The organism is Streptomyces deserti (genome assembly GCF_054782695.1).
Genome location: NZ_BAAGRZ010000004.1, coordinates 249,536 through 272,331, shown reverse-complemented (window position 1 = coordinate 272,331; position 22,796 = coordinate 249,536). Strand labels below are relative to the sequence as shown.

Genomic DNA, 22,796 nt, shown 5'->3' with positions numbered 1-22,796 from the left:
TGTCGGCTGACAGAAATCAGGCAGGTGCTGTTTCCCTCGCGTCACGCCACCGTGTCCGCGGCGGGCCCAAGTCCTCACGCCCTCGCGGCGAACGCCCGACGCGTGGTCAGGAGGGTGCGCCCACGCCCTCCTGCTCGGCCTCGATGCGTGCGTTCCACTCCCGCTTGGTGGCCTGCCAGCCGTCCTCGTTGTGGCCGAGCCGCCAGTAGCCGGAGATCGACAGGTCCTCGCGCGGCACCTGGTGTTCGACCCGGAGGAGCCGGCGGAGCTCCTTCACCCAGGCCGCCTCGCCGTGCACGAAGGCGTGCACCCGGCCCTCGGGGAACTGGAGGTTCCGTACGGCCTCGACCAGCAGCTCGCCGATGGGACGGGCCCCGCGGTGCAGCCAGACGACCTCCGCGTCGGAGTCGATCTTCTGCTCCTCGTTGGGGCCGGCCACCTCCACGAAGGCGTGCACCCGGGCGCCGCGCGGCAGGGCCTCCAGGGAACGGGCGATCGCGGGCAGCGCGCTCTCGTCACCGACGAGCAGATGCCAGTCGGCGTCCGGGTCGGGGGCGTAGGCGCCGCCGGGGCCCATGAACCACACCGTCTCGCCCGGCTGGGCGCGCAGCGCCCACGGACCGGCCAGCCCCTCGTCGCCGTGGATCACGAAGTCCAGCGTCAGCTCATGGTGTTGGGCGTCCCACTGGCGCACGGTGTACGTCCGGGTCACCGGCCACTGCTCACGCGGCAGCTCCTCACGGACCCGCTGCATGTCGAAGGGCTCCGGGTAGGTCACGCCCGCGGGCGGGAACAGCAGCTTCACATAGTGGTCGGTGCAGGTGTCCGCCGTGAAGCCGGCGAGGCCCTCGCCGCCGAGCACCACACGCTGCATGTGCGGGGTCAGCCGCTCGGTGCGGACGACCTGTGCGGAGTGCGGCCTGCGCGGCTGGCGTCCCGGTCGCTCTGCCATGAGGACCTCCCTGTTCCCGTAGTTAGGTATACCTAAGTTAGCATCTTTCCCCATGAACACCTGCCGAATGAGAGCTCGATCAGGATCACGCCGTGAGCGTCGCCAGCAGACGCTCCAGTGAACCTCCCAGGCCCCAGCGGGTCGCCAGCTCCTTCAGCGCGACCGGGTCGCGCGGCGTGCGCGGCAGCGTCGTGTCGACGTCCGGGAGCGGGACGTCGTCCGCGACCCTGACGACCTTCGGGGCGACCGCGAGATAGGGCCGCGCCTCGTCCAGCCGTCTGCGCTGCGACGGCGTGAGCTTCGCCCGCGGGTCGTCGACCGCGGCCAGGATCCCGGCCAGGTCGCCGAACTCCGCGAGCAGCTTGGCCGCCGTCTTCTCGCCGATCCCCGGCACGCCCGGCAGGCCGTCGCTCGGGTCGCCGCGCAGCAGCGCCAGATCCGCGTACCCGTTGCCGTCGACCCCATACTTCTCACGCAGCACGGCCTCATCGGTCAGCAGCAGCGAGCCGACGCCCTTCAGCGGATACAGCACGCGCACCCCGCGCGCGTCGTCCACCAACTGGTAGAGGTCGCGGTCGCCGGTGACGATGTCGACCGGTCCCTCGGCCCGGGCGGTGAACGTGCCGATCACGTCGTCCGCCTCGTACCCCGCCACCCCCACACGCGCCATGCCGAGCGCGTCCAGCACGGCCTCGATGACCGGCACCTGCGGCGACAGCGTGTCGGGCACCTCCTCCTCGTCCGGACCCACCGCGTGCTCCTCGGCGACGCGGTGCGCCTTGTACGAGGGGATCAGCTCCACCCGCCAGTGCGGGCGCCAGTCGGCGTCCATGCACGCCACCAGGTGGTCCGGCCGGTGGTCCTTGACCAGGCGGTCGATGAAGTCCAGCAGTCCGCGCACGGCGTTCACGGGCGTGCCGTCCGGGGCCTTGATCGAGTCGGGGACGCCGAAGTAGGCGCGGAAGTACAAGGAGGCGGTGTCGAGGAGCATCAGTCGTCCGGTCACGCGTCGCATCATGCCGTACGGCACCGACAGTGAGCCGGTGCGCGGCATGAGTAAACGCCCTGTGAACTGGCCCACTCGTGCGTTTGACCTGAAGGGGTACGGGCAGGCGCCGCCCCGGAGCGATGTCGGTTGCGCATGCAATGGTTCCCCCTCCCCCCTGCGCTGCCCATCGCTCCCTTCCATCGCTGTCGAGAAGAGAAGGTAAGCGTGTCAGCGATCCTTGAGGTCGAGCACCTCTACAAGGTGTTCGGCAGACGACCGGACGAGGCCGTGGAGCAGCTCCGCCTGGGAGCCGACCGGGAGGAGCTGCGCGCGGGCGGCACCACCGCGGCCGTGATCGACGCCTCCTTCGCTGTGGAACCCGGCGAGATCTTCGTCGTCATGGGCCTGTCCGGCTCCGGCAAGTCGACCCTGCTGCGCCTGCTCAACGGTCTGCTGGAGCCGACCGCCGGACACGTCCGCTTCGACGGCCAGGACCTGACCGCGCTCACCGGCCGCGAGCTGCGCGCGGTCCGCTCGAAGAAGATCAGCATGGTCTTCCAGCACTTCGCGCTCTTCCCGCACCGCAGCGTGCGCGACAACGCGGCCTACGGCCTGGAAGTGCAGGGCGTGCCCCGCGCCGAGCGCGTTCGGCGCGCCGACGAGGCGCTCGCCCTGTGCGGCCTGGCCGGCTGGGAGAAGTCCTGGCCCGACGAGCTGTCCGGCGGCATGCAGCAGCGCGTCGGCCTCGCCCGCGCACTCGCCACCGACGCCGACCTGCTCCTCATGGACGAGTCCTTCAGCGCACTGGACCCGCTGATCCGCCGCGACATGCAGGACCAGCTCCTGGAGCTGCAGAAGACGCTGAAGAAGACGATCGTCTTCATCACCCACGACCTGAACGAGGCCATGCGCCTGGGCGACCGCATCGCCGTCATGCGCGACGGCCGCATCGTCCAGATCGGCACCGCCGAGGACATCCTCATCCGCCCGGCCAACGACTACGTCGCCTCCTTCACCCAGGACGTCGACCGCTCCCGCGTCCTGACCGCCGGCTCCGTCATGGACACGCGGGTGCGCGGCGACGAGGCCGACTGCGGCTGCCCCACCGCGACGCCCGACACACCGTTCAACGACCTGTGCGCCCTCAGTGCCCGCCTGACGCACCCGGTCGCGGTGCTCGACGGGAAACGGGAACTGGTCGGCGTCGTCGCCCGGCAGCGGCTGGTCGGCTTCCTCGGCTTCCTGGGCGACGAGCAGGGCACCCCCGCGCCCTGCGACGCCCCGCGCGGCCGGGGTGGAGAGAAGGTGGTCGCCCGTGCCTAGGATCCAACTCGGCAGCTGGGTCAACGACGCGGTCGACTGGCTCACCACCCACATGGCGTGGCTGTTCGACTTCCTCAAGACCGTCTTCCTCGGCCTGTACGACGGCATCAACGCCGTCCTGCAGGCACCCGAACCCCTGTTGCTCGCGGGCATCTTCGCGGTGATCGCCTTCTGGCTGCGCGGCACGCTCGCCGGTGTCCTCGCCTTCGCGGGATTCGCGTTCATCGACTCCCTCGAACTGTGGGAGAACGCGATGGTGACCCTGTCGCTCGTCCTCGTGGCGACGGTCATCGCGCTGGCGATCTCCATCCCGGTGGGCATCTGGGCGGCCCGCTCGGACCGCGTCAGCGGTCTCGTACGGCCCGTCCTGGACTTCATGCAGACGCTGCCGGCGATGATCTACCTCATCCCGGCGATCCTCTTCTTCGGCACCGGTGCCCCCGCGGGCATCGTCGCCACCCTGATCTTCGCGCTCGCACCGGGCGTACGCATGACCGAACTGGGCATCCGCCAGGTCGACAAGGAGCTCGTCGAGGCGGCCGACGCGTTCGGCACCACACCCCGCAACACCCTCCTGCGCGTCCAGCTCCCGCTGGCCCTGCCCACCGTCATGGCCGGCGTCAACCAGGTGATCATGCTCGGCCTGTCCATGGCCGCCATCGCCGGCATGGTCGGCACCGGCGGCCTCGGCGGCGACGTGAACGAGGCCATCGGCCAGCTCAACGTCGGCCTGGGATCCGAAGCCGGTGTCGCCATCGTCATCCTGGCGATCTACCTCGACCGTATGACCAGCGCGCTGGGCACCCAGGTCTCCCCGCTCGGCCGCCGTGCCGCGGCCCGGCTGCGCGCCGCCCAGGGCCTGAAGATCTGGTCGTACCGCCCCCCGCCCCGCCGTCGCCGTGGTCGGTGTCGTCGTCCTCGCCCTGGTCGCGGGCGGCATGGGCGTCTTCGGCGGCAGCGGCACCGGCACCACCGCCGTGGCCGGCGGCAAGAACGTCGGCCAGGGCAAGAAGATCAGCATCGGCTACATCCCCTGGGACGAGGGCGTGGCCTCCACCTTCCTCTGGAAGGAGATCCTGGAGCAGCGCGGCTACGAGGTGGAGGCCAAGCAGTTCGAGGCCGGACCGCTCTACACCTCGCTCGCCCGCGGCGACGTCGACTTCCAGACGGACGCCTGGCTGCCCACGACCCACGCCCAGTACTGGAAGAAGTACGGCAAGCAGCTCGACGACCTGGGCGCCTGGTACGGCAGGACGTCCCTGGAGCTCAGCGTTCCCGCCTACATGAAGGACATCGACTCCCTGGCGGACCTGAAGGGCAAGGCCGCGGAGTTCGGCGGAAAGATCACCGGCATCGAAACGAGCGCCGGCGAGATGGCCCTGCTCAAGAGCAAGGTCCTCAAGGAGTACGGCCTCGACCAGGAGTACAAGGTCGTCGACAGCTCCACGCCCGCGATGCTCGCCGAGCTCAAGCGCGCGTACGCCAAGAAGGAGCCGATCGTCGTCACGCTCTGGTCGCCGCACTGGGCGTACAACGACTACGACCTGAAGAAGCTCAAGGACCCCAAGGGTGCCTGGGGTGAGGGCGACGGCGTGCACACCCTGGCCCGCAAGGGCTTCGCGGCCGACAACCCGCAGGTCGGCGAGTGGCTGAAGCACTTCAAGATGAACGAGAAGCAGCTCACCAGCCTCGAAGCCGAGATCAACAAGGCCGGCAAGGGCAAGCAGCAGGACGCCGTCCGCGCCTGGCTGAAGCAGAACCCCGGCATCGTCGACCGGCTCGCCCCGGTGCAGGACGCGCAGGGCGGCACCCCGGCCGAGGCGAAGCGCCCGCTCGACGTGGCCTGGTTCCCCTGGGACGAGGACATCGCCGTCACCTACCTCTGGAAGAACGTCCTGGAGCGCCGCGGCTACCGGCTGAACCTGAAGCAGATGGACGTCGGCCCGGTCTACACCGGCCTGGCCTCCGGCGACCTCGACCTCAACTTCGACGCGTGGCTGCCCTACGCGCAGAAGAACTACTGGGACAAGAACAAGGACCGGCTGAGGGACCTCGGCACCTGGTACGAGCCGACCTCGCTGGAGCTCGCGGTGCCCTCCTACGTCAAGGACGTCAAGTCCCTGAAGGACCTCAAGGGCAAGGCCGACACCTTCGGCGGGAAGATCATCGGCATCGAACCGGGCACCGGTGAGATGGATCTCCTCAAGAACAAGGTCCTGCCCGGCTACGGCCTCGACAAGGAGTACGAGGTCGTCGACGGCTCGACCCCGGCCATGCTGGCCGAACTGAAGCGCGCGTACGCCAAGAAGGAGCCGATCGCCGTCACGCTGTGGACGCCGCACTGGGCGTACAGCGAGTACGAGCTGACCAAGCTCGCGGACCCCGAGAAGCTGTTCGGCGAGGGCAACACCATCCGCACGATCTCCAGCGAGAAGTTCCCCGAGCAGTACCCGCAGCTCACCAAGTGGATCAAGAACTTCAGGATGAGCGAGGAGGAGCTCGGCAGCCTGGAGCGCGAGATCAAGAACCGTGGCCAGGGCCATGAGGAGGAGGCTGTCGCGGCGTGGCTGAAGCAGCACCCGGAGATGGTGGGGCGGATGACGCGACAGAGTCCCGTTGGCTGAGGCGGGTATCCAGACGGCGGACACCCCCCCGCGCAACGCCCGCCCCCACCGCCGGAGGCACCCGCGCAGGCCGCCGCAGGCACCCCACCCCAGGGCCCGCCTGCAAAAGATTCCGGACAACCACAGAGCGCTACCGGCCCGGGCCACGGCTCGGCCGCCCCGGCTGTCCCGCACCATGCCCGGGAACACAGGAAACCGCGCGTGCATTGAACAGAAGGGCCGGAGTTTCGCGTGATCCGGCACCGGCGACCCGGCCGGTCGGCCTGTTCGTCCTGAAGGAGGAATCCGCGCCCGGCGCATCCGGGGAGCTGATCCACTGGCGCGAACTGTGAGGTCGTACCCGACACCGTGTGTCGTCGATGTGACGGGCGCATGAAACGGTTTGCCGAACATGCGTAGGGTGCAGAGAACCCAACAGAAGGAGTGCGGCGGAACAGCCCCGGCGCACAAGGACCGCAACGACGGGCGAGGGAGGGAGCCGGAGCGATGGGCGACCACAAAGAGCAGCCCCTTCGGGTGGGCGCGGCCGTGCGGCGGCGACGCCGGGCGCTGGAACTCACCCTCGCCGTCGTGGCCGAGCGCAGCGGCCTGTCGGTGCCCTTCCTGAGCCAGGTCGAGAACGACCGGGCACGCCCCAGCCCCAGCTCCCTGGAGAAGGTCGCCGACGCCCTGCGCACCACCGCCGTCGAACTCCTCGCCGCCGCCGACCCGGCATGCAGCGTCGACGTCGTCCGCGCCGAGCACACCGGCATCGAGCCGCTCCTCGAACCCCGCGTACGCTCCCTGGTCCGCGGCCACCACCAGATGCACGCCTCGGAATTCACCGGCGACCACGACGCCCGCCGCGAATTCCAGTATCGCAACGACCAGTTGATGTACGTCGCCGACGGCGTCGTGGAGATCGAGGCCGAGGGCCGCGCCTACCGCCTCGGCCGCGGCGACACGCTCTACCTCACCGGCGGCGTCCGGCACCGCTGGCGCGCGACGGAATCGGACACCCGCGTGATCGTCGTCGCGGTGGCCGAGCACATCGAGGCGGTGCGCGACCGCAACCGGCCACGCCGGTGAGAGTGGTCTCGCTGGTCCCGTCCCTGACGGAGGCCGTGGCGCGCACGGCCCCGGGCACCCTCGTCGGCGCCACCGACTGGTGCACGCACCCGCCCGGCCTCGACGTCGTCCGCGTCGGCGGCACGAAGAACCCGAAGGTCGACCGCATCATCTCCCTCGCCCCCGACCTGGTGATCGCCAACGAGGAGGAGAACCGCGAGCCCGACCTGGCGGCCCTGCGCGCGGCAGGCGCCGAGGTCCTGCTGACGGAGATCCGCGACGTCCCCCAGGCCTTCCGGGAACTCACCCGCGTGCTGGCCGCCTGCGGTGTGGCCACCCGCCCCCGATGGCTGGACGAGGCCGAGCAGACCTGGTCGGCGCTCCCCGCCCCGGAAGCCCGTACGACAGCCGTCGTACCGATCTGGCGCCGCCCGTGGATGGTCCTGGGCCGCGACACGTTCGCCGGTGACGTACTGTCCCGGCTGGGCGTAGACCACCTCTACGCCACCCACCCGGAGCGCTACCCCCGCATCCCCCTGGAGGAGCTGCGCGCCGCGGCCCCGGACGTCGTCGTGCTCCCGGACGAGCCGTACCGGTTCACCGCCGACGACGGCCCCGAGGCCTTCGCGGGGCTGCCCTGCGCGCTGGTCAGCGGACGGCACCTGACCTGGTACGGCCCGTCACTGGCCGAGGCACCCCGGCTGCTGGGCGAGGCCCTGCGAGCAGCGCTCCGCTGAGCAGCCCGCGTACGGTGCACCCGGCGACGGTGACCCAGGCGGTGACGAGACCGACGTACAGAGCGAGCGCCAGCCAGCCGTAGGCCACGACTCCCGTGTGCCGCGCCAGCGCCTCGGCGCCGGTCACGCACGTGCCGACCGGAAAGGTGAACGCCCACCACGTCATCGAGAACCGCATCCCGCGCCGCCTGGCGCGCACGACGTGGGCGGTGGCGAGGCACAGCCACAGCAGCGCGAACCCGGTCACGGGCACGCCGTACAGAACGGCGAGCAGGCCGAACCCCTCGCCGTGCGACGGCGGTACGACACCGGGGGCGACATCGGCGAAGGCGCCGACGGCGGTCGTGGACTGGCCGAGCGGGCCCAGCACCAGGAACAGCGTCGGCGTGAGCGCGAGGGGCAGCGGACCGCCGGTGACCAGCCGCCCGAACACCACCGGCAGCATGAGCAGGGTCGCGAGCAGACTGAGCCCGAACAGTCCGAGGCAGGCGAGCAGCAGGGCCTGCCGCACCTGCCCGGCCGGCAGGTGCGGCACGAGGAGCGGCCCGAGCGCGGCGGACACCATGGGCGCGACCAGCGGCAGCAGCCAGACAGGTGTGGCCTGCCCCGGTTCGGTCCGGCGTACGGTCATCAGGTACGGCACGGCGACGGCGGCCGCGAGCCCCACAGCCGTACCGGCGCCGAAGAGCACGGCGTCGAGCGCGACGGCGGCCCGGAGGCCGATCCAGTCCCGGCCGACGGTGAGCGCGCCGCCGCCCACGGCCAGCAGGGCCATGGCCGGGCAGCCGTAGAACGGGGCGGTCGCCGGGTCGAGGAGGTGCGCGCGAGCCTGGTCGCCGTGCCGGACCCAATGCAGGGCCCGGGCGATGAGCAGCGCCACGAGGGCGGTCAAAGACGACACCCAGACGGCGGCGAGGGCGGTGCGCAGGCCGGGGACGTGCACGGGGAGTCCGGCTCCGGCGGTCGCGACGACGGCGGTGCCCATGACGGAGGCGTACCAGTTGGGTCCGAGGTGACGAACCGACCCGGTGCGCGGGGAACGTGCGGTGGCACGGGGGAAGGGCTGGGCTGCGGTGACCATGACGTCACGGTCGTGCGGGCGGAGACCCGCCACCAGGGAGTTTGCCTCTATGGCGGCATAAGCTGGATTTATGAGCAGGACGCACGGCAGGACGAACGAGCACACCGACGCCCACCCAGCGACCACCGGTTCCCTGGCACACCGGGTCCCCGACCTCGGGGCGCTGGAGCTGCTGCTGGCGGTGGCGCGGCTCGGGAGCCTCGGCGGGGCGGCGCGGGAGCTCGGCATCACGCAGCCCGCGGCCAGCAGCCGTATCCGGTCGATGGAACGGCAGCTGGGGGTGGCGCTGGTGGACCGCTCGCCGCGGGGTTCACGGCTCACGGACGCCGGTGCGCTGGTGACGGACTGGGCCCGGCGGATCGTCGAGGCGGCGGAGGCCTTCGACGCGGGCGCGCAGGCGTTGCGCGACCGCCGTGACTCCCGGCTGCGGGTGGCGGCGAGCATGACGATCGCCGAGTACCTGCTGCCCGGCTGGCTGCTCGCGCTGCGCGCCCAGCGGCCGGACACGGCGGTGTCGCTGCTCGCGGGGAACTCGGCGGCGGTCGCGGAACGCCTGCTGTCGGACGAGGCGGACCTGGGCTTCGTGGAGGGCCTGACGGTGCCGCCCGGCCTCGACTCCACGGTCATCGCCCACGACCGTCTCATCGTGGTGACCGCCCCGGCTCACCCCTGGGCCCGCCGCCGGCGCCCCCTGGCGGGCGACGAGTTGGCGGCCACGCCGCTGATCCTGCGGGAGAAGGGCTCGGGCACCCGCCAGGTGCTGGACGCGGCGCTGGGCGGTCTGGCCCGGCCGCTGATCGAACTCTCCTCGACGACGGCCGTGAAGGCGGCCGCGGTGAGCGGCGCGGGCCCGGCGGTCCTCAGCGAACTCGCCGTGGGGGAGGAGCTGGGAACGCGGCGGCTGGTGAGGGTGCCGTTGGACGGCGTTTCGCTGGCACGGGACTTGCGGGCGGTCTGGCCGACGGGCCACCGCCCGACGGGCCCGGCACGGGACCTGCTGTCACTGACCCGGGGGTAGACGACACCGGACGGCACCGCCCGCCCACCGGGTTGTGGGGCGGCGGCCTCTCGGTGGGGCGAGCACCCGGGGGTGCGTGGGGCGGAGCCCCCGCCGGGGTCCGGGGCAGAGACCCGGGACGGGACGGGGCAGAGCCTCGGGACGGGACGGGGCAGAGACCCGGGACGGGACGGGGCAGAGCCTCGGGACCGGACCGGACGGGACGGGCGGGGCGGCGGGGGCGGAAAACCCTTCGACCGCTGCGGCAGTCGCCCCGCACCATGGCTTGCATGATCCCTCCCGCCCCGCCCGCCACAGGCGTCCGTACCCCCTGGCAGGACCTCCCCGAGACGGTGCGCGACGGTGTGGGGGAGTTGCTCGGCGCGCCCGTTGCCGACGCCGTCACTCAAACGGGTGGATTCTCCCCGGGCGTGGCCGTCCGGGTCCGCACGGCCGGAGGCGCCCGCGCCTTCGTCAAAGCGGTCAGCACCGAAACCAACCCGGTCAGCCCGACCCTGCACCGCACCGAGGCCCGCAACGCCGCCGCCCTCCCGCCCGCCGTCCCGGCCCCCCGCCTCCTCGGCACGTACGACGACGGCACCTGGGTCGCGCTCGTCTTCGAGGACGTCCCCGGCCGCCAGCCCCACGTCCCCTGGCGGGAGACCGAGTTGGGGCGCGTCCTGGACGCCGTCACCGAGCTGAGCCACGCCCTCACCCCGGCTCCGCTCGACGCCCCGCCCGTCGGCGACTCCCTCGCCCACGCCTTGGACGGCTGGCGGCCCCTGCTCGACGGCGAGGAGGGCACGGAGGCCGACCTCGCCGCCCGGCTCGGCCTGTGGACCGCCGCCCACCTGCCCCGGCTCGCCGAACTCGCCGCGCCCTGGCCCGAGGCGGCCTCCGGCGACACCCTCGCCCATGGCGACCTGCGCGCCGACAACATGCTGCTCACCGCCGACGACCGGGTCGTCTTCGTCGACTGGCCGCACGCCGTGCGTGCCGCGCCCTGGTTCGACCTGCTGGTGATGCTGCCGTGCGTCCGGGCGCAGGGCGGCCCCGACCCGGAGGAGGTCTTCACCGGCCACCCCCTGGGCCGGAAGGCCGACCCGGACGCGGTCACCGCCACCCTGGCCGCCCTCGCGAGCTTCTTCCTCCGTGACTCCCTCCGGCCCGCACCGCCCGGCATCCCCACCCTGCGCGCCTTTCAGCGCGCCCAGGGCGACACCGCCCTGGCCTGGCTCAGGAAGCGGCTCGAGCAGGAGGCGTAGCGGCACGGACCAGCGCCCGCATCACCCGCAGGTCCTCACCCATCTCCGGATGCCACTGCACGCCCAGCACCCATGCGGCGGACGGCAGTTCGACAGCCTCCACCGTCCCGTCCTCCGCGTGCGCCGACACCACCAGCCCCTCGCCGAGCCGGTCCACCGCCTGGTGGTGGTACGTCGGCACGGACGTCTCCTCCGGCACGGCATCGGCGTACAACGTGCCCGGCACGGGCTTGACCGGGTGCCGCCCGAAGACGCCCGGCACCTCGGCGTGCCCGTCGATGTGCTGCACGAGCGTGCCGCCGAGCGCGACGTTCAGCAGCTGCATGCCCCGGCAGATGCCCAGCAACGGGACCCGGGCCTGAAGCGCCGCCGTGATGAGCGCGAGCTCCCAGGCGTCCCGTTCGCGCGCGGGCGGCCCGGTGCGCGCTTCGGGCCCGGCGCCGTAGCGGACCGGCTCGACGTCCGGGCCGCCCGCGATCACCAGCCCGTCGAGGCGGGCCACGGTGGCGGCGGCCTGCTCCGGAGCGTCCGGCGGGAGCATCGCGGCCAGTCCACCGGCCCGCTGCACCAGCCGCGGGTAGCCGGCCGGCAGCAGGGCTGCCTCCAGTTCCCAGATACCCCAGCGCGCCCCGGGCTCCAGATACGTACTGATGCCGATCAGCGGCCTGGCCACCATGTGCTCGATGCTCCTTCGTGACGTGAGTCAGTCCCTTGCCAACTCTGCCTCGGCCGCCGCCAGCGCCGCGAACTCCTCCTCGGGTGCCTTCGCGACCAGGTGCTTGCGGCTGTACAGCCCGAAGTACGCCACCGCCACGATGTACACGCCCAGCGCGATGAACGCCGCCGTCACGTCCACCAGGAACGTGGCCACCAGCGCCGCACAGGCCAGCACCAGGGCGACCGAGGAGGTCAGCACCCCGCCCGGCGTCCGGTAGGGCCGCGGCAGCTCCGGCTCGCGGCGACGCAGCACGATGTGGGACAGGGACATCAGCGCGTAACTGATCGTGGCGCCGAAGACGGCGACGTTCAGCATGCGGGCGCCGTCGCCGGTCCCGGCGGCCAGGGCGAAGCCGATCGCCCCGGGCACCAGCAGACCGAGGTAGGGCGCCTTGCGGCTGCTGGTCAGGGACAGGAACTTCGGCAGGTAGCCCGCGCGGGAGAGCGCGAACAGCTGGCGCGAACCGGCGTAGATCAGCGAGAAGAACGACGCCACCAGGCCCGCCAGGCCCGCGTAGTTCACGATCCGGCTGAGCGCGGTCGCCTCGCCGTCCGGCTGGAGCGCCTCCACCAGCGGGTTGCCCGCGTCCTGGATGGCCGCCGAGCCGCGTGCCCCGGCCGCCGTGACGAAGGTGATCACGGCCAGGACCACCAGGATGCCCATCGACCAGCGGATCGCCCGCGGCAGCGTACGAGCCGGGTCCCGGGTCTCCTCGGCGGCGAGCGGCACGCCCTCCACACCCAGGAAGAACCACATGCCGAACGGGAACGCCGCCCAGATGCCCAGCAGCCCCATCGGCAGCCAGGAGCTCGCGCCGGCGGCCGAGGAGTCCACGGGGATGTCGTCGAGCGAGGAGACGTCGAAGGAGGGCAGCGCACCCACCGCGAACACGACCAGCGCCGCCACCGCGATCCCCGTCACGACGAAGCTGAAGCGCAGCGCCTCTCCCACGCCCCACAGATGGATGCCGATGAAGATCACGAAGCAGGCCAGGTAGACCGGCCAGCCGGACTCCAGGCCGAACAGGCCGAGCGACTCGACGTAGTCACCGATGAAGATGGCGATGGCGGCGGGCGCGATGACGTACTCGATGAGGATCGCGGTGCCGGTCAGGAAGCCGCCCCACGGGCCGAGCGCCCGGCGGGCGAAGCCGTAGCCGCCGCCCGCCGTGGGCAGGACCGAGGACAGCTCGGCCAGGGCGAACACCATGCAGGTGTACATGGCGCCCATGAGCAGCATGGCGATCGCCAGGCCGCCGAAGCCGCCCTCGGCCAGGCCGAAGTTCCAGCCCGAGTAGTCGCCGGAGACGACGTACGCGACGCCGAGGCCGGTCAGCAGCAGCCATCCGGCGCTGCCGCGGCGCAGCTTCCTGCGGTCCAGATAGTCGTCCGCCGTGTCGGCGGATTGGCGTGTGGAGGGGTCCACGGTCATGCGGCGACTCCCAGGGGGGCGGTGGGCGCGGGGATGTCTTCCGGCGCGGCGGGGCCGACCGGCCACCGGCTCAATGGATTGGATGCATACCTTTGTGGCCCCGGTGGAGAGAAAGCAAGACCCGTGCGTTAAGCCGTCGTAAACCCTGCCCCTCCCGCGAGAGCCTGTCCGCACGCGAGCGAACCCTGCCCTCACGCGGGCGCTCTCATGCCAGGAACCCGCGCAGCAGCGCCGCCGTCCCCGCGCAGTGCTCCCGCATCATCTCCCGCGCCCCGTCCGCGTCCCGGTCGAGCACCGCCTCGACCAGCGCGGTGTGCTGCCGCTGGGAGTGCTCCAGGTTGCGCACGAGCAGCGGGATGCAGTCGAGGAGGTCGTTCACCGTGGCCCGTACCGCCGCGTACTGCGCGGTCAGCGTCGGCGACCCGCACAGCTCGGCGAGTGTCAGGTGCAGCAGCGTGTCCCGTCGCCGGTAGTCGGTCAGCGGCGCGTCGTGCGTGCGGGCCAGTGCCTCCCGCAGCCGTGCCGCCTGTTCCCCCGTCAGGCCGTGTGTGGCGCACAGCCCGGCCGCGCCGACCTCCAGGACCTCCCGGAAGCGCAGCACGTCCTCGATGTCGACCTCGGCGATCCGCCGGCGCAGTTCGTCCTCGCCGCCCGGGTCCGGCCTGCGGGGCAGTACGAACGTGCCGCCGTACCGGCCGCGCCGCGACTCGACCAGCCCCTGGTCCTGGAGCACCTTCAGCACCTCGCGCAGCGTCACCCGGCTGATCCCCAGCCGCTCCGCCAGCTCCCGCTCGGCCGGCAGCCGCCCGCCCCCGGGGACCAGGCCCAGCCGCACCACCTGCAGGATCTGCTCCAGCGCCTCCTCGAAGCCGTTGCCGGCCCGCACGGGACGCAGTACGGGCGTCAGGCGGTCCCCCGGTCCGCCAGCTTCCTCCGGCATGTGGCCGTGCCCCCTTCCCAAGCAATGGTTCTCGGCAATACCTTATGGCTCTCGGCGCCGCCGAAGAAGCGCGAAGACGCGTAAGGAAACACGACGACGCGCGACGAAGCGCGACGCAGTACGACGCAGTACGACGCAGCGCGACCAGGCGCCAGGCAGCGCGCAGCAGCCCGAAGGAGGCCCTCCCGTGGCAGACCGAACACCCCCGCTCAGTGTCGAGGAGCTGCACGCCCTCGTCGCGGGCGATGAGATCGACACCGTCGTCCTGGCCTTCCCCGACATGCAGGGGCGGCTGCAGGGCAAGCGGTTCGCCGCGCGCTTCTTCCTCGACGAGGTCCTCCACCACGGCACCGAGGGCTGCAACTACCTCCTCGCCGTCGACACGGAGATGAACACCGTCGACGGGTACGAGATGTCCTCCTGGGACCGCGGCTACGGCGACTTCGCCATGCACCCGGACCTGACCACGCTGCGCCGCGTCCCCTGGAACGAGGGCACGGCCATGCTCATCGCCGACCTCGCCTGGAACGACGGCTCCCCGGTCCTCGCCGCGCCCCGCCAGATCCTGCGCCGCCAGCTGGAGCGCCTCGCCGAGTACGGCTACACCGCCCAGGTCGGCACCGAGCTGGAGTTCATCGTCTTCAAGGACACCTACGAGCAGGCCTGGGACGCCAACTACCGAGACCTCACCCCGGTCAACCAGTACAACATCGACTACTCGGTCCTCGGCACCGGCCGTATCGAGCCCCTGCTGCGCCGCATCCGCAACGAGATGGCGGGCGCCGGCCTGACCGTCGAGTCCGCCAAGGGCGAGTGCAACCCCGGCCAGCACGAGATCGCCTTCCGCTACGACGAGGCCCTGGTCACCTGTGACCAGCACGCCATCTACAAGACCGGCGCGAAGGAGATCGCCGCCCAGGAGGGCGTGTCGCTCACCTTCATGGCCAAGTACAACGAGCGCGAGGGCAACTCCTGCCACATCCACCTCTCGCTCGCGGACACCTCCGGCACCAACCTCATGGCAGGTGATCACGAGAGCGGCATGTCGGACGTCATGCGCCACTTCCTCGCCGGGCAGCTGGCGGCCCTGCGCGACTTCTCCCTCCTCTACGCGCCCAACATCAACTCCTACAAGCGGTTCCAGCGGGGCTCCTTCGCCCCGACCGCCGTCGCGTGGGGCTACGACAACCGCACCTGCGCGCTGCGTGTGGTCGGCCACGGCCGCTCCCTGCGCTTCGAGAACCGGCTGCCGGGCGGTGACGTCAACCCGCATCTCGCGGTGGCGGGCATGGTGGCGGCCGGCCTGTACGGCATCGAGCAGAAGCTGGAGCTGCCCGACCCCTGCCCCGGCAACGCCTACACCGCCGACTTCGCGCACGTCCCGACCACCCTGCGTGAGGCCGCCGAGCTCTGGGAGAACAGCCCGATCGCCAAGGCCGCCTTCGGCGACGAGGTCGTCGCGCACTACCGCAACATGGCGCGCGTCGAACTGGACGCCTTCGACGCCGCGGTCACCGACTGGGAGCTGCGCCGCTCCTTCGAACGCATGTGAGGCCCTCTTTGTCCCCAGAGACCCCCGAGTCCCACGAACTTGAGGTACTGAACCCCGCCACCGAGGAGGTCATCGCCACCGTCCCCGCCGCCACCGCCGCCGACGTCGACGCGGCCGTCGCCCGGGCGGCGCGGGCACAGACCGCGTGGGCCGCCCTCGCGCCCGGCGACCGGGCCCGGCTGCTGCGCCGCTTCGCGGCCACCGTCGACGAGCACGTCGAGGAGCTGGCCCGGCTGGAGGTCCGCGAGGCCGGCCACACCATCGGCAACGCCCGCTGGGAGGCCGGCAACGTCCGCGACCTGCTGGACTACGCGGCCGGGGGAGTGGAGCGGCTGACGGGACGGCAGATCCCGGTGCCCGGCGGCATCGACGTCACCTTCCTCGAACCGCTCGGCGTGGTCGGTGTGATCGCCCCCTGGAACTTCCCCATGCCGATCGCCGCCTGGGGCACCGCCCCCGCACTCGCGGCCGGCAACGCGGTCCTCCTCAAGCCCGCCGAGACGACCCCGCTCACCGCCCTGCGGCTGGCCGGACTCGCCCTGGAAGCCGGACTCCCGGAGGGCCTGTTCCAGGTGCTGCCCGGCCACGGCCCCGTCGCGGGCACCGCGCTCGTCGAGCACCCCGGCGTCGCCAAGATCGTGTTCACGGGGTCGACGGCCGTGGGCAGACAGGTGTGGGCCAAGGGAGCCGAGCGGCTGAAGCGGATCACCCTCGAACTCGGCGGCAAGAGCCCCAACATCGTCTTCGCCGACGCCGACATCGAGGCCGCCGCGGCCGCCGCCCCCATGTCCTTCCTCGACAACTCCGGCCAGGACTGCTGCGCCCGCACCCGCATCCTCGTCCAGCGCGGCGTCTACGACCGCTTCCTCGACCTCCTCGCCCCCGCCGTCGAGTCCGTCCTCGTCGGCGACCCGGCGGACGAGAGGACCGACATGGGCCCGCTGATCTCCAAGGCCCAGCTGGAGCGCGTCCGTTCGTACGTCGACATGGACGCCCCGGGCATCCGCGGCAAGGCTCCCGAGGGCCCCGGCTTCTGGTTCCCGCCCACCGTCCTCACCGACGTCGACCCGCACGCGCGCGTGGCCGTCGAGGAGGTCTTCGGCCCGGTCGCCGTCGTCCTCCCCTTCGACGACGAGGCCGAGGCCGTCGCCCTCGCCAACGCCACCGACTACGGCCTGTCCGGCTCGGTCTGGACCCGGGACGTCGGCCGCGCCCTGCGCGTCTCCCAGGCCGTCCGCGCGGGCAACCTGTCCGTCAACTCCCACTCCAGCGTCCGCTACTGGACCCCGTTCGGCGGCTTCAAGCAGTCCGGCATCGGCCGCGAGCTCGGCCCGGACGCCCTCGCCGCCTTCACCGAAACCAAGAACGTCTTCATCAGCACGGAAGGCCCCGCACAATGACCGAAGCAACCCAGGAAGTCGTCTGCCGGCGCCTCGTCGGCCGTACCGCCGTCGTCACCGGAGCCGGCAGCGGCATCGGTCTGGCCGGCGCCCGCCGCCTCGCCTCCGAGGGCGCCCACGTGGTCTGCGGCGATGTCGACGAGCAGCGCGGCAAGGCGGCCGCCGAAGAGGTCGGCGGGATCTTCGTCAAGGTCGACGTCACGGACCCCGAGCAGGTCGAGGCGCTGTTCAGGACGGCGTACGACACCTACGGCAGCGTCGACATCGCCTTCAACAACGCCGGTATCTCCCCGCCCGACGACGACTCCATCCTGGAGACCGGCCTGGAGGCCTGGAAGCGCGTCCAGGAGGTCAACCTCACCTCCGTCTACCTGTGCTGCAAGGCCGCCATCCCCTACATGCGGCGCCAGGGCAAGGGCTCCATCATCAACACGGCGTCGTTCGTGGCCCGGATGGGCGCGGCCACCTCGCAGATCTCGTACACGGCCTCCAAGGGCGGCGTCCTCGCCATGTCCCGCGAGCTCGGCGTGCAGTTCGCGCGGGAGGGCATCCGCGTCAACGCCCTGTGCCCCGGCCCGGTCAACACCCCTCTCCTGCAGGAGCTGTTCGCAAAGGACCCGGAGCGCGCCGCCCGCCGTCTCGTCCACATCCCCCTGGGCCGGTTCGCCGAGGCCGAGGAGATCGCCGCCGCCGTCGCCTTCCTGGCCAGCGACGACTCCTCCTTCGTGAACGCCACCGACTTCCTGGTGGACGGCGGGATCGCGGGGGCGTACGTCACACCCCTGTAAGGCTCGTCCCGCACTCCCGGCATCTCGTCCTACAGTGCCGCAATGAGCATGACGCCCCCGCCCGGCTGGTATCCCGACCCTTCGGCCCCGCACCTGCAACGCTGGTGGGACGGCACGACCTGGACCGAGCACCGGCGCGCACCCGAGGCCCCCGGCGGGCCGGTGCCCCCACCCCCGGGCGGCACCGGCCGCGCCAGGGCCGTCGCCCTCACCGCCGCCGGGGCCGTGCTCGTGGCCGCGATCGTCACCGGCGCCGTCTTCCTCGAGGACGACGGCGGCGCCGAGGCGAACACCGGCCCGACGCCCGTGACGACCTCCGCCGCACCGACGAGCGAGCCGCCGACCGCCTCTCCCTCCACCTCCGAGCCGACCGGCGACGACCCGGCCGTCGTCGAGGACCAGCTGAACGGCATCACCTTCCCGCTGCTCGACGGCTGGGTCCGGCCGCAGCACGTCGCCCAGGACGACGTCGTCATGACCACCCACGGCAGCTACGACTGCCCGGGCGACGGCGGGGTGTGCCGGCACGGGCTCGTCATCTCCCGCACGGTGACCGAGAACGACGAGCGGTCGCCCGAGGTCCTCGCCAAGCAGGACATCGCGGACGCGGCCGACGACGCGTACGACCGCGACCAGATCGGCCGCAAGCCCTACGGTGGCATCGAGTCGCACGAGGTCGTCGAGTCCGGGCCGGTGGCGGTCGCGGGCCGCGCCGGGTACTTCGTGCGCTGGCGCGTGAAGACCGCCGAGGGACCCGGCGGCCATGTGCAGTCCCTGGTCTTCCCGTCCAGTGTCGGCACCGAGTCACCGGTCCTGGTCCGCTTCGTCTTCGACGCGGGCGAGGACGGGCCGCCGCTGTCCGACATGGACCGCATCACCAAGGGCATCCGCCCGGCCGGCGACGCGGCCACCGGCGGCGGAGTGGGCAGCAGCATCGGCCCGTCGAGCTGAACCGCCGTACGGCTACAGGAACGTGTGGCCCTCTCCGCGGTACGTCGGCACGGTCGCCGTCACCGCGTCGCCCTCGACGAGGTGCAGGACGTCGAACCGTTCGCACAGCTCCCCGGCCTTGGCGTGCCGGAACCACACCTTGTCGCCGACCAGCAGGTCGTCGGCGGGCCAGCCGAGCAGCGGCGTCTGCACCTCACCGGCCCCCTCCTGCGGGTCGTACCGCAACCCTTCCGGCAGGTACGGCACCGGCAGCCGATCCCGCCCGGCCGCCCCCGACGCCGGATAACCCCCGCCGAGGACCGTCACCACCCCTACCCCCGGCCGCCGCACCACCGGCTGGGCGAACAGGGCGGCCGGACGCCCCCTGAACGATGTGTAGTTGTCGAACAGTCGCGGCACGTACAGCCCCGACCCGGCCGCGATCTCGGTCACCGCGTCCTCCGCGGCGGTGTGCTGCACACTGCCCGTGCCTCCGCCGTTGACGAACTCCAGATCCGGTACGACGGCCCGCACCGCGCGCACGACCTCGGCGCGCCGCTGAGCCAGCTCCCGCTTGGCGGCCGCCTGCATCAACCGCACGGCACGCGACCGCAACGGCCGCCCCGCCACCGCGTCCCCGACCCCGGCGACGTGCCCCTCGTACGCCATGATCCCGACCACCTTGAACCCGGGCCGCCGGGCCACGGCCCGCGCCAGGTCGGCGACTTGTACGGGGGAGTGCAGCGGCGAACGCCGGGCCCCGACCCGCACCCGCCCGCCGAGCAGCCTCAGTGAGGTGTCCAACTCCAGGCAGACCCGCACCACTTCGCGCCCGCCGCCGCGCGAGGCGTCGATCAGGTCCAGCTGGGCCGGGTCGTCGACCATGACGGTGACGGCGGCGGCGAGCTTCGGATCGGCGGCGAGTTCGCCGAACCCGGTGCGGTCGGCGGACGGATAGGCGAGCAGCACGTCCTCGAACCCGGACCTGGCCAGCCACAGCGACTCGGCGAGGGTGAAGGACATGATCCCCGCGAACCCGTCCTTGGCCAGGACGCGTTCGAGCAGCGCCCGGCACCGCACGGACTTGCTGGCGACCCGGACGGGCTTGCCGCCGGCGCGGCGGACGAGGTCGTCCGCGTTGGCGTCGAAGGCCCCCAGATCCACGATCGCGACAGGGGCGTCGAGGTGGGCGGTGGCCCGGTCGTAACGGGCCCGGTCGGCGGCGCGCGCAGTCATGAACGCAGCCTGCCAGACAGGATTACCGCAGGGTAGGGGGACGTTCCGGGCAGATGCCCCGGTGGCGCGGACTGGTTCCCGTTCGCCCGGGGACAAGCCGTAGAGTGACGCGCACGCATGGCGGAACGACGCCGGTCGCGCACCCGCGCCGGGATGCCGGTCCGCCCGTGCGGGTATGCGTGCCCGGGACGAGTCCGTGCCGGGCCCGGCCGGCAGAAGACCGGCCCGCGTACGAGGAAACGGCCCGGGCACGAGGAAACGGGGGGTGCATGAGCACGGAAGCGCGGCGTGCCCCCGTACCCCCACGCCCCACCACACCACCGCCCCCACCGCACCCACCCCGGGTCCCGGACAACGCCACCGACGAACGGAACCGGCAGCAGCCGGAGGAGCTGTCAGACGGCGCCACGCCGACCCCCGGCTCCGCCCCGGGCCGGGACGCCCCGCCGGCTACGCCGGCGCGCGCATGGTCACCGACGCAGCCGACACGAGAGACACCCACGGACGCCCGCCCCATGCCGCGACGCGACTCGGACGCGCGGCCTGCGGCGCCGGGTGGCCCGGAGGCGCGGCTTTTGGCGCCGGGTGGATCTCAGGCGCGGCCTGCGGCGCCGCACGGCTCCTCGGACGACGGCCGTAGGACGCCGAGCGGGGGCGGGCCGTCGGAGGCCGGTTCCACGACGTCGGACGACGGGCGTACGGCGGTGCCGGGCGGGCGTGTTGGCTCGGCCGGCGGTAGGAGGCCGGCGGATGGGCGTGCCACATCTCGGGACGGGTGGATGACGCCGTCCGGTGGGCGTGCTGGATCTGCGGATGGGCGTGCTGCGTCTGGGGACGGGAGGTCGACGGGGCCGGACGTGCGTTTCGGGTCCGCGGACCCTGGAAGGCCGGCGGGAGGGCGCACTGCCTCCGCCGACAGGCGTCCGTGGTCGGCAGACGGGGGTATGGCGGCCGGGGACAGCCGTTCCGCACGGGCCGACGGCCCCTCGGGTCCGCGGCCTTCGGGCGAGGCCGGGCCCGGCCCCGGCGGCCCGCGTGAGCCGGCCCCCTCGCCCCGGGACGGCTCCGATGCCGACGCGTCCGCCCGCCGTGCCCGCGAGGCCACCGACGCGGCCCGCGCCACATCCGCCTCCTCGGACACCCGCCCCCGTTTCCCGAGCTTCGGAGCGGCCACCCCGCAGAGCAGCGCACCCCTGTCCCCGCCCCCACCACGCGCCTCCGCCCGCTTCCCGGACGCGCCCCCGACGGCGGGCCGCGAGGCGGGGCACGAGAGCGAGGAGAGGGCCGCGTCGTTCCGGGCGGAGCCGCGGTCGGCCGGCCGCGAGAGCGACGGCAGGGCGGCGTCCTTCCGGGACGTGCCCTCTGCCGGGCGCGAGACCGGCGGGCGGACCGCGCCGTTCCCGGGCGTGCCGCAGTCGGCTGGGCGCAAGAGCGAGGACAGGGCCGCGGCCTTCCGGGAGGGGCCACAGTCGGCCGGGCGGGAAACCGGCGGGCGGGCCCCGTCGTACCCGGACGGGTCGGCGACCGCGGGACGCGCGACGCGGCGTGACACCGTCGCGGGGGCCGGGGCGGAAACCGTGCCGCCGCGGCCCGAGCACCGTCCTGCGCCGCGCCGTACGGGCGCCCCCGCCGAGACCTCCTCGGAGACGACCGCACGCCTGCGTCCCGTCCCCGGCGACGCCTCAGCCCCACCCGGCGAATCCTTCGGCCTTCCTGGTGCGGCCGCTGCTGGGATGCGCCCGGGCCCGGCGGCCGAGGAGGAGCGCGGTCGCCGTACGGCAGCCGGGACTGCTGAATCCTTCGGTCAACACCCCGGGGCGGGGCAGCCGTACGTTCCCGCGGCCCGCACCGGCTCTGCGCGCACCCCGTCGGCGCCCGCCGAGAGCACCGCGCCCGTCCACCCCGACCCCGCGTTCTCCTGGAGCGCCCCCATGGCGCCCGGTGGGACGCCCGGGGCCGGGCGGCCCGTCGTGTCGTTCGGGGAGCCCGAGGGGTACGACGAGGACGCGCGGCCCCGGCCGCTGGGGCGGCGGGGGCGCGCGCAGGCCGTGGCCGCCGCCGTCTGTCTCGTGCTCGGGATGGGCCTCATCAGCGGTGCCGTGACCGGGAGTTGGCTCGTCGGGGACTCCGGGGCGGCCGAGTCGCGCAGCACCTTCGCCGCCGCCGGGAGCCTGTGGCACAGCGTCCCGGTCGACCAGTTGTTCCCGCCCACCGTGGCGGGACAGGGCGCGGGCCCCGGCGGAGCCGACCGCACCTGGACCCGGGTCGCCGTCGCCCCGGACAGCGGCTGCGAGGGCGCCTTCGACCCCCTGCTGCGCAAGGCCCTCGCCCCCGTCGGCTGCGAGCGCCTGCTGCGCGCCACCTACACCGACGCCACCCAGAGCCACGTCACCACCGTCGGACTGCTCTTCACCAGGGCCGACGCCACCGCCATGGCCGCCCTCGCCGGCCGCTTCGAGACGGAGCGCCTGGACCGCCGCAGCGACCTGATGCCCCTGCCGTACGCCGCGCAGGACACCGCCGCCGCCCGGTTCGGCGCCCGGCAGCGCGCTTCCTGGGCCATCTCCGTGCTGACCGACGCCCCCGTCGTCGTCTACGCCGTCTCCGGGTGGGCCGACGGCCGCGGCGTCGACGACCCGCAGCCCGCCGGGGACGCCATGGCCTCCGGCGCCACCACGGCCCCCGCCCAGGCCGGCCTCGGCCACGAGGCGCAGGGCCTCGCCGACCGCATCGAACGCGGCCTGCGCAAGAACGTTCGCTCGGCCACGGAGCAGCCGTCGTGAAAAC

17 protein-coding genes and 1 pseudogene are annotated in these 22,796 nt (G+C 72.9%); 11 read left to right on the top strand and 7 right to left on the bottom strand.

The features are described 5' to 3' along the window. Nucleotides 1-106: 106 nt before the first annotated feature. Both ACYVMZ_RS11465 and ACYVMZ_RS11460 read right to left on the bottom strand, forming a co-directional pair. The gene (locus ACYVMZ_RS11465; protein ID WP_461078299.1) at nt 107-952 is read right to left on the bottom strand and encodes a siderophore-interacting protein; all 846 of its coding nucleotides are present in this window, start codon (nt 950-952) and stop codon (nt 107-109) included. 85 nt (nt 953-1,037) lie between these two features. Beyond that, entirely contained in the window at nt 1,038-1,967 is a 930-nt protein-coding gene (locus ACYVMZ_RS11460; protein ID WP_461078542.1) for a 5'-3' exonuclease, read from the bottom strand. Between the two features lie 198 nt (nt 1,968-2,165). On the opposite strand from ACYVMZ_RS11460, the gene ACYVMZ_RS11455 reads away from it, so the two are divergent. The 4 genes and pseudogenes from ACYVMZ_RS11455 to ACYVMZ_RS11440 all read left to right on the top strand — a co-directional run bounded on the left by ACYVMZ_RS11455 (nt 2,166) and on the right by ACYVMZ_RS11440 (nt 7,671). Continuing rightward, nucleotides 2,166-3,263 carry a quaternary amine ABC transporter ATP-binding protein gene (locus tag ACYVMZ_RS11455; RefSeq protein WP_461078297.1) on the top strand — a complete coding sequence of 366 codons (1,098 nt, stop codon included), beginning with the start codon at nt 2,166-2,168 and terminating at the stop codon, nt 3,261-3,263. Then, nucleotides 3,256-5,887 (top strand): annotated as a pseudogene (locus ACYVMZ_RS11450) (ABC transporter permease/substrate binding protein). Before ACYVMZ_RS11455 ends, ACYVMZ_RS11450 begins: the two are co-directional and overlap by 8 nt. A 486-nt stretch (nt 5,888-6,373) precedes the next feature. Further along, nucleotides 6,374-6,955 carry a helix-turn-helix domain-containing protein gene (locus tag ACYVMZ_RS11445; RefSeq protein WP_461078295.1) on the top strand — a complete coding sequence of 194 codons (582 nt, stop codon included), beginning with the start codon at nt 6,374-6,376 and terminating at the stop codon, nt 6,953-6,955. After that, nucleotides 6,952-7,671 (top strand): helical backbone metal receptor, encoded by a 720-nt coding sequence (locus ACYVMZ_RS11440; RefSeq protein WP_461078293.1) that lies wholly within the window; start codon nt 6,952-6,954, stop codon nt 7,669-7,671. Before ACYVMZ_RS11445 ends, ACYVMZ_RS11440 begins: the two co-directional genes overlap by 4 nt. Here the strand turns inward: ACYVMZ_RS11440 and ACYVMZ_RS11435 are convergent. Then, on the bottom strand, nt 7,583-8,752 hold the full coding sequence (locus ACYVMZ_RS11435; protein ID WP_461078291.1) for a TDT family transporter: 1,170 nt from the start codon (nt 8,750-8,752) through the stop codon (nt 7,583-7,585). The genes ACYVMZ_RS11440 and ACYVMZ_RS11435 overlap by 89 nt on opposite strands. Before the next feature lie 70 nt (nt 8,753-8,822). On the opposite strand from ACYVMZ_RS11435, the gene ACYVMZ_RS11430 reads away from it, so the two are divergent. Further along, nucleotides 8,823-9,770 (top strand): LysR family transcriptional regulator, encoded by a 948-nt coding sequence (locus ACYVMZ_RS11430; RefSeq protein WP_461078289.1) that lies wholly within the window; start codon nt 8,823-8,825, stop codon nt 9,768-9,770. Between the two features lie 269 nt (nt 9,771-10,039). After that, on the top strand, nt 10,040-11,014 hold the full coding sequence (locus tag ACYVMZ_RS11425) for an aminoglycoside phosphotransferase family protein (RefSeq protein WP_461078287.1): 975 nt from the start codon (nt 10,040-10,042) through the stop codon (nt 11,012-11,014). On the opposite strand, the gene ACYVMZ_RS11420 is transcribed toward ACYVMZ_RS11425, so the two are convergent. The 3 genes from ACYVMZ_RS11420 to ACYVMZ_RS11410 form a co-directional block, all read right to left on the bottom strand. Then, the gene (locus ACYVMZ_RS11420) at nt 10,986-11,690 is read right to left on the bottom strand and encodes a gamma-glutamyl-gamma-aminobutyrate hydrolase family protein (RefSeq protein WP_461078285.1); all 705 of its coding nucleotides are present in this window, start codon (nt 11,688-11,690) and stop codon (nt 10,986-10,988) included. The two genes, ACYVMZ_RS11425 and ACYVMZ_RS11420, sit on opposite strands and share 29 nt — an antisense overlap. Nucleotides 11,691-11,717: 27 nt before the next feature. Beyond that, nucleotides 11,718-13,163: an ethanolamine permease gene (gene eat, locus ACYVMZ_RS11415; RefSeq protein ID WP_461078283.1), complete on the bottom strand. Its 1,446-nt coding sequence runs from the start codon at nt 13,161-13,163 to the stop codon at nt 11,718-11,720. A 205-nt stretch (nt 13,164-13,368) separates the two neighbouring features. Next, nucleotides 13,369-14,103, bottom strand: coding sequence for a FadR/GntR family transcriptional regulator (locus tag ACYVMZ_RS11410; RefSeq protein WP_461078281.1), 735 nt, complete (start codon nt 14,101-14,103; stop codon nt 13,369-13,371). Nucleotides 14,104-14,290: 187 nt separating this feature from the next. Here ACYVMZ_RS11410 and ACYVMZ_RS11405 point away from each other — a divergent pair, with 187 nt between their 5' ends. Genes ACYVMZ_RS11405 through ACYVMZ_RS11390 form a run of 4 tightly spaced genes read left to right on the top strand, consistent with a single transcriptional unit; the run spans nt 14,291 to nt 18,794 of the window. Then, entirely contained in the window at nt 14,291-15,655 is a 1,365-nt protein-coding gene (locus tag ACYVMZ_RS11405) for a glutamine synthetase family protein (protein ID WP_461078279.1), read from the top strand. An 8-nt stretch (nt 15,656-15,663) separates the two neighbouring features. After that, entirely contained in the window at nt 15,664-17,055 is a 1,392-nt protein-coding gene (locus tag ACYVMZ_RS11400; RefSeq protein ID WP_461078277.1) for an aldehyde dehydrogenase family protein, read from the top strand. Beyond that, nucleotides 17,052-17,843 (top strand): 3-oxoacyl-ACP reductase, encoded by a 792-nt coding sequence (locus tag ACYVMZ_RS11395; RefSeq protein WP_461078275.1) that lies wholly within the window; start codon nt 17,052-17,054, stop codon nt 17,841-17,843. The genes ACYVMZ_RS11400 and ACYVMZ_RS11395 overlap by 4 nt, the downstream gene beginning before the upstream one ends. A gap of 48 nt (nt 17,844-17,891) precedes the next feature. Beyond that, nucleotides 17,892-18,794, top strand: coding sequence for a DUF2510 domain-containing protein (locus ACYVMZ_RS11390; protein WP_461078540.1), 903 nt, complete (start codon nt 17,892-17,894; stop codon nt 18,792-18,794). Nucleotides 18,795-18,806: 12 nt separating this feature from the next. Here the strand turns inward: ACYVMZ_RS11390 and ACYVMZ_RS11385 are convergent, their stop codons facing one another. Beyond that, entirely contained in the window at nt 18,807-20,009 is a 1,203-nt protein-coding gene (locus ACYVMZ_RS11385) for an amino acid deaminase/aldolase (RefSeq protein WP_461078273.1), read from the bottom strand. 944 nt (nt 20,010-20,953) lie between these two features. On the opposite strand from ACYVMZ_RS11385, the gene ACYVMZ_RS11380 reads away from it, so the two are divergent. After that, the gene (locus ACYVMZ_RS11380; protein WP_461078271.1) at nt 20,954-22,792 is read left to right on the top strand and encodes a DNA polymerase III subunit gamma/tau domain-containing protein; all 1,839 of its coding nucleotides are present in this window, start codon (nt 20,954-20,956) and stop codon (nt 22,790-22,792) included. The last annotated feature ends 4 nt before the right edge of the window (nt 22,793-22,796 follow it).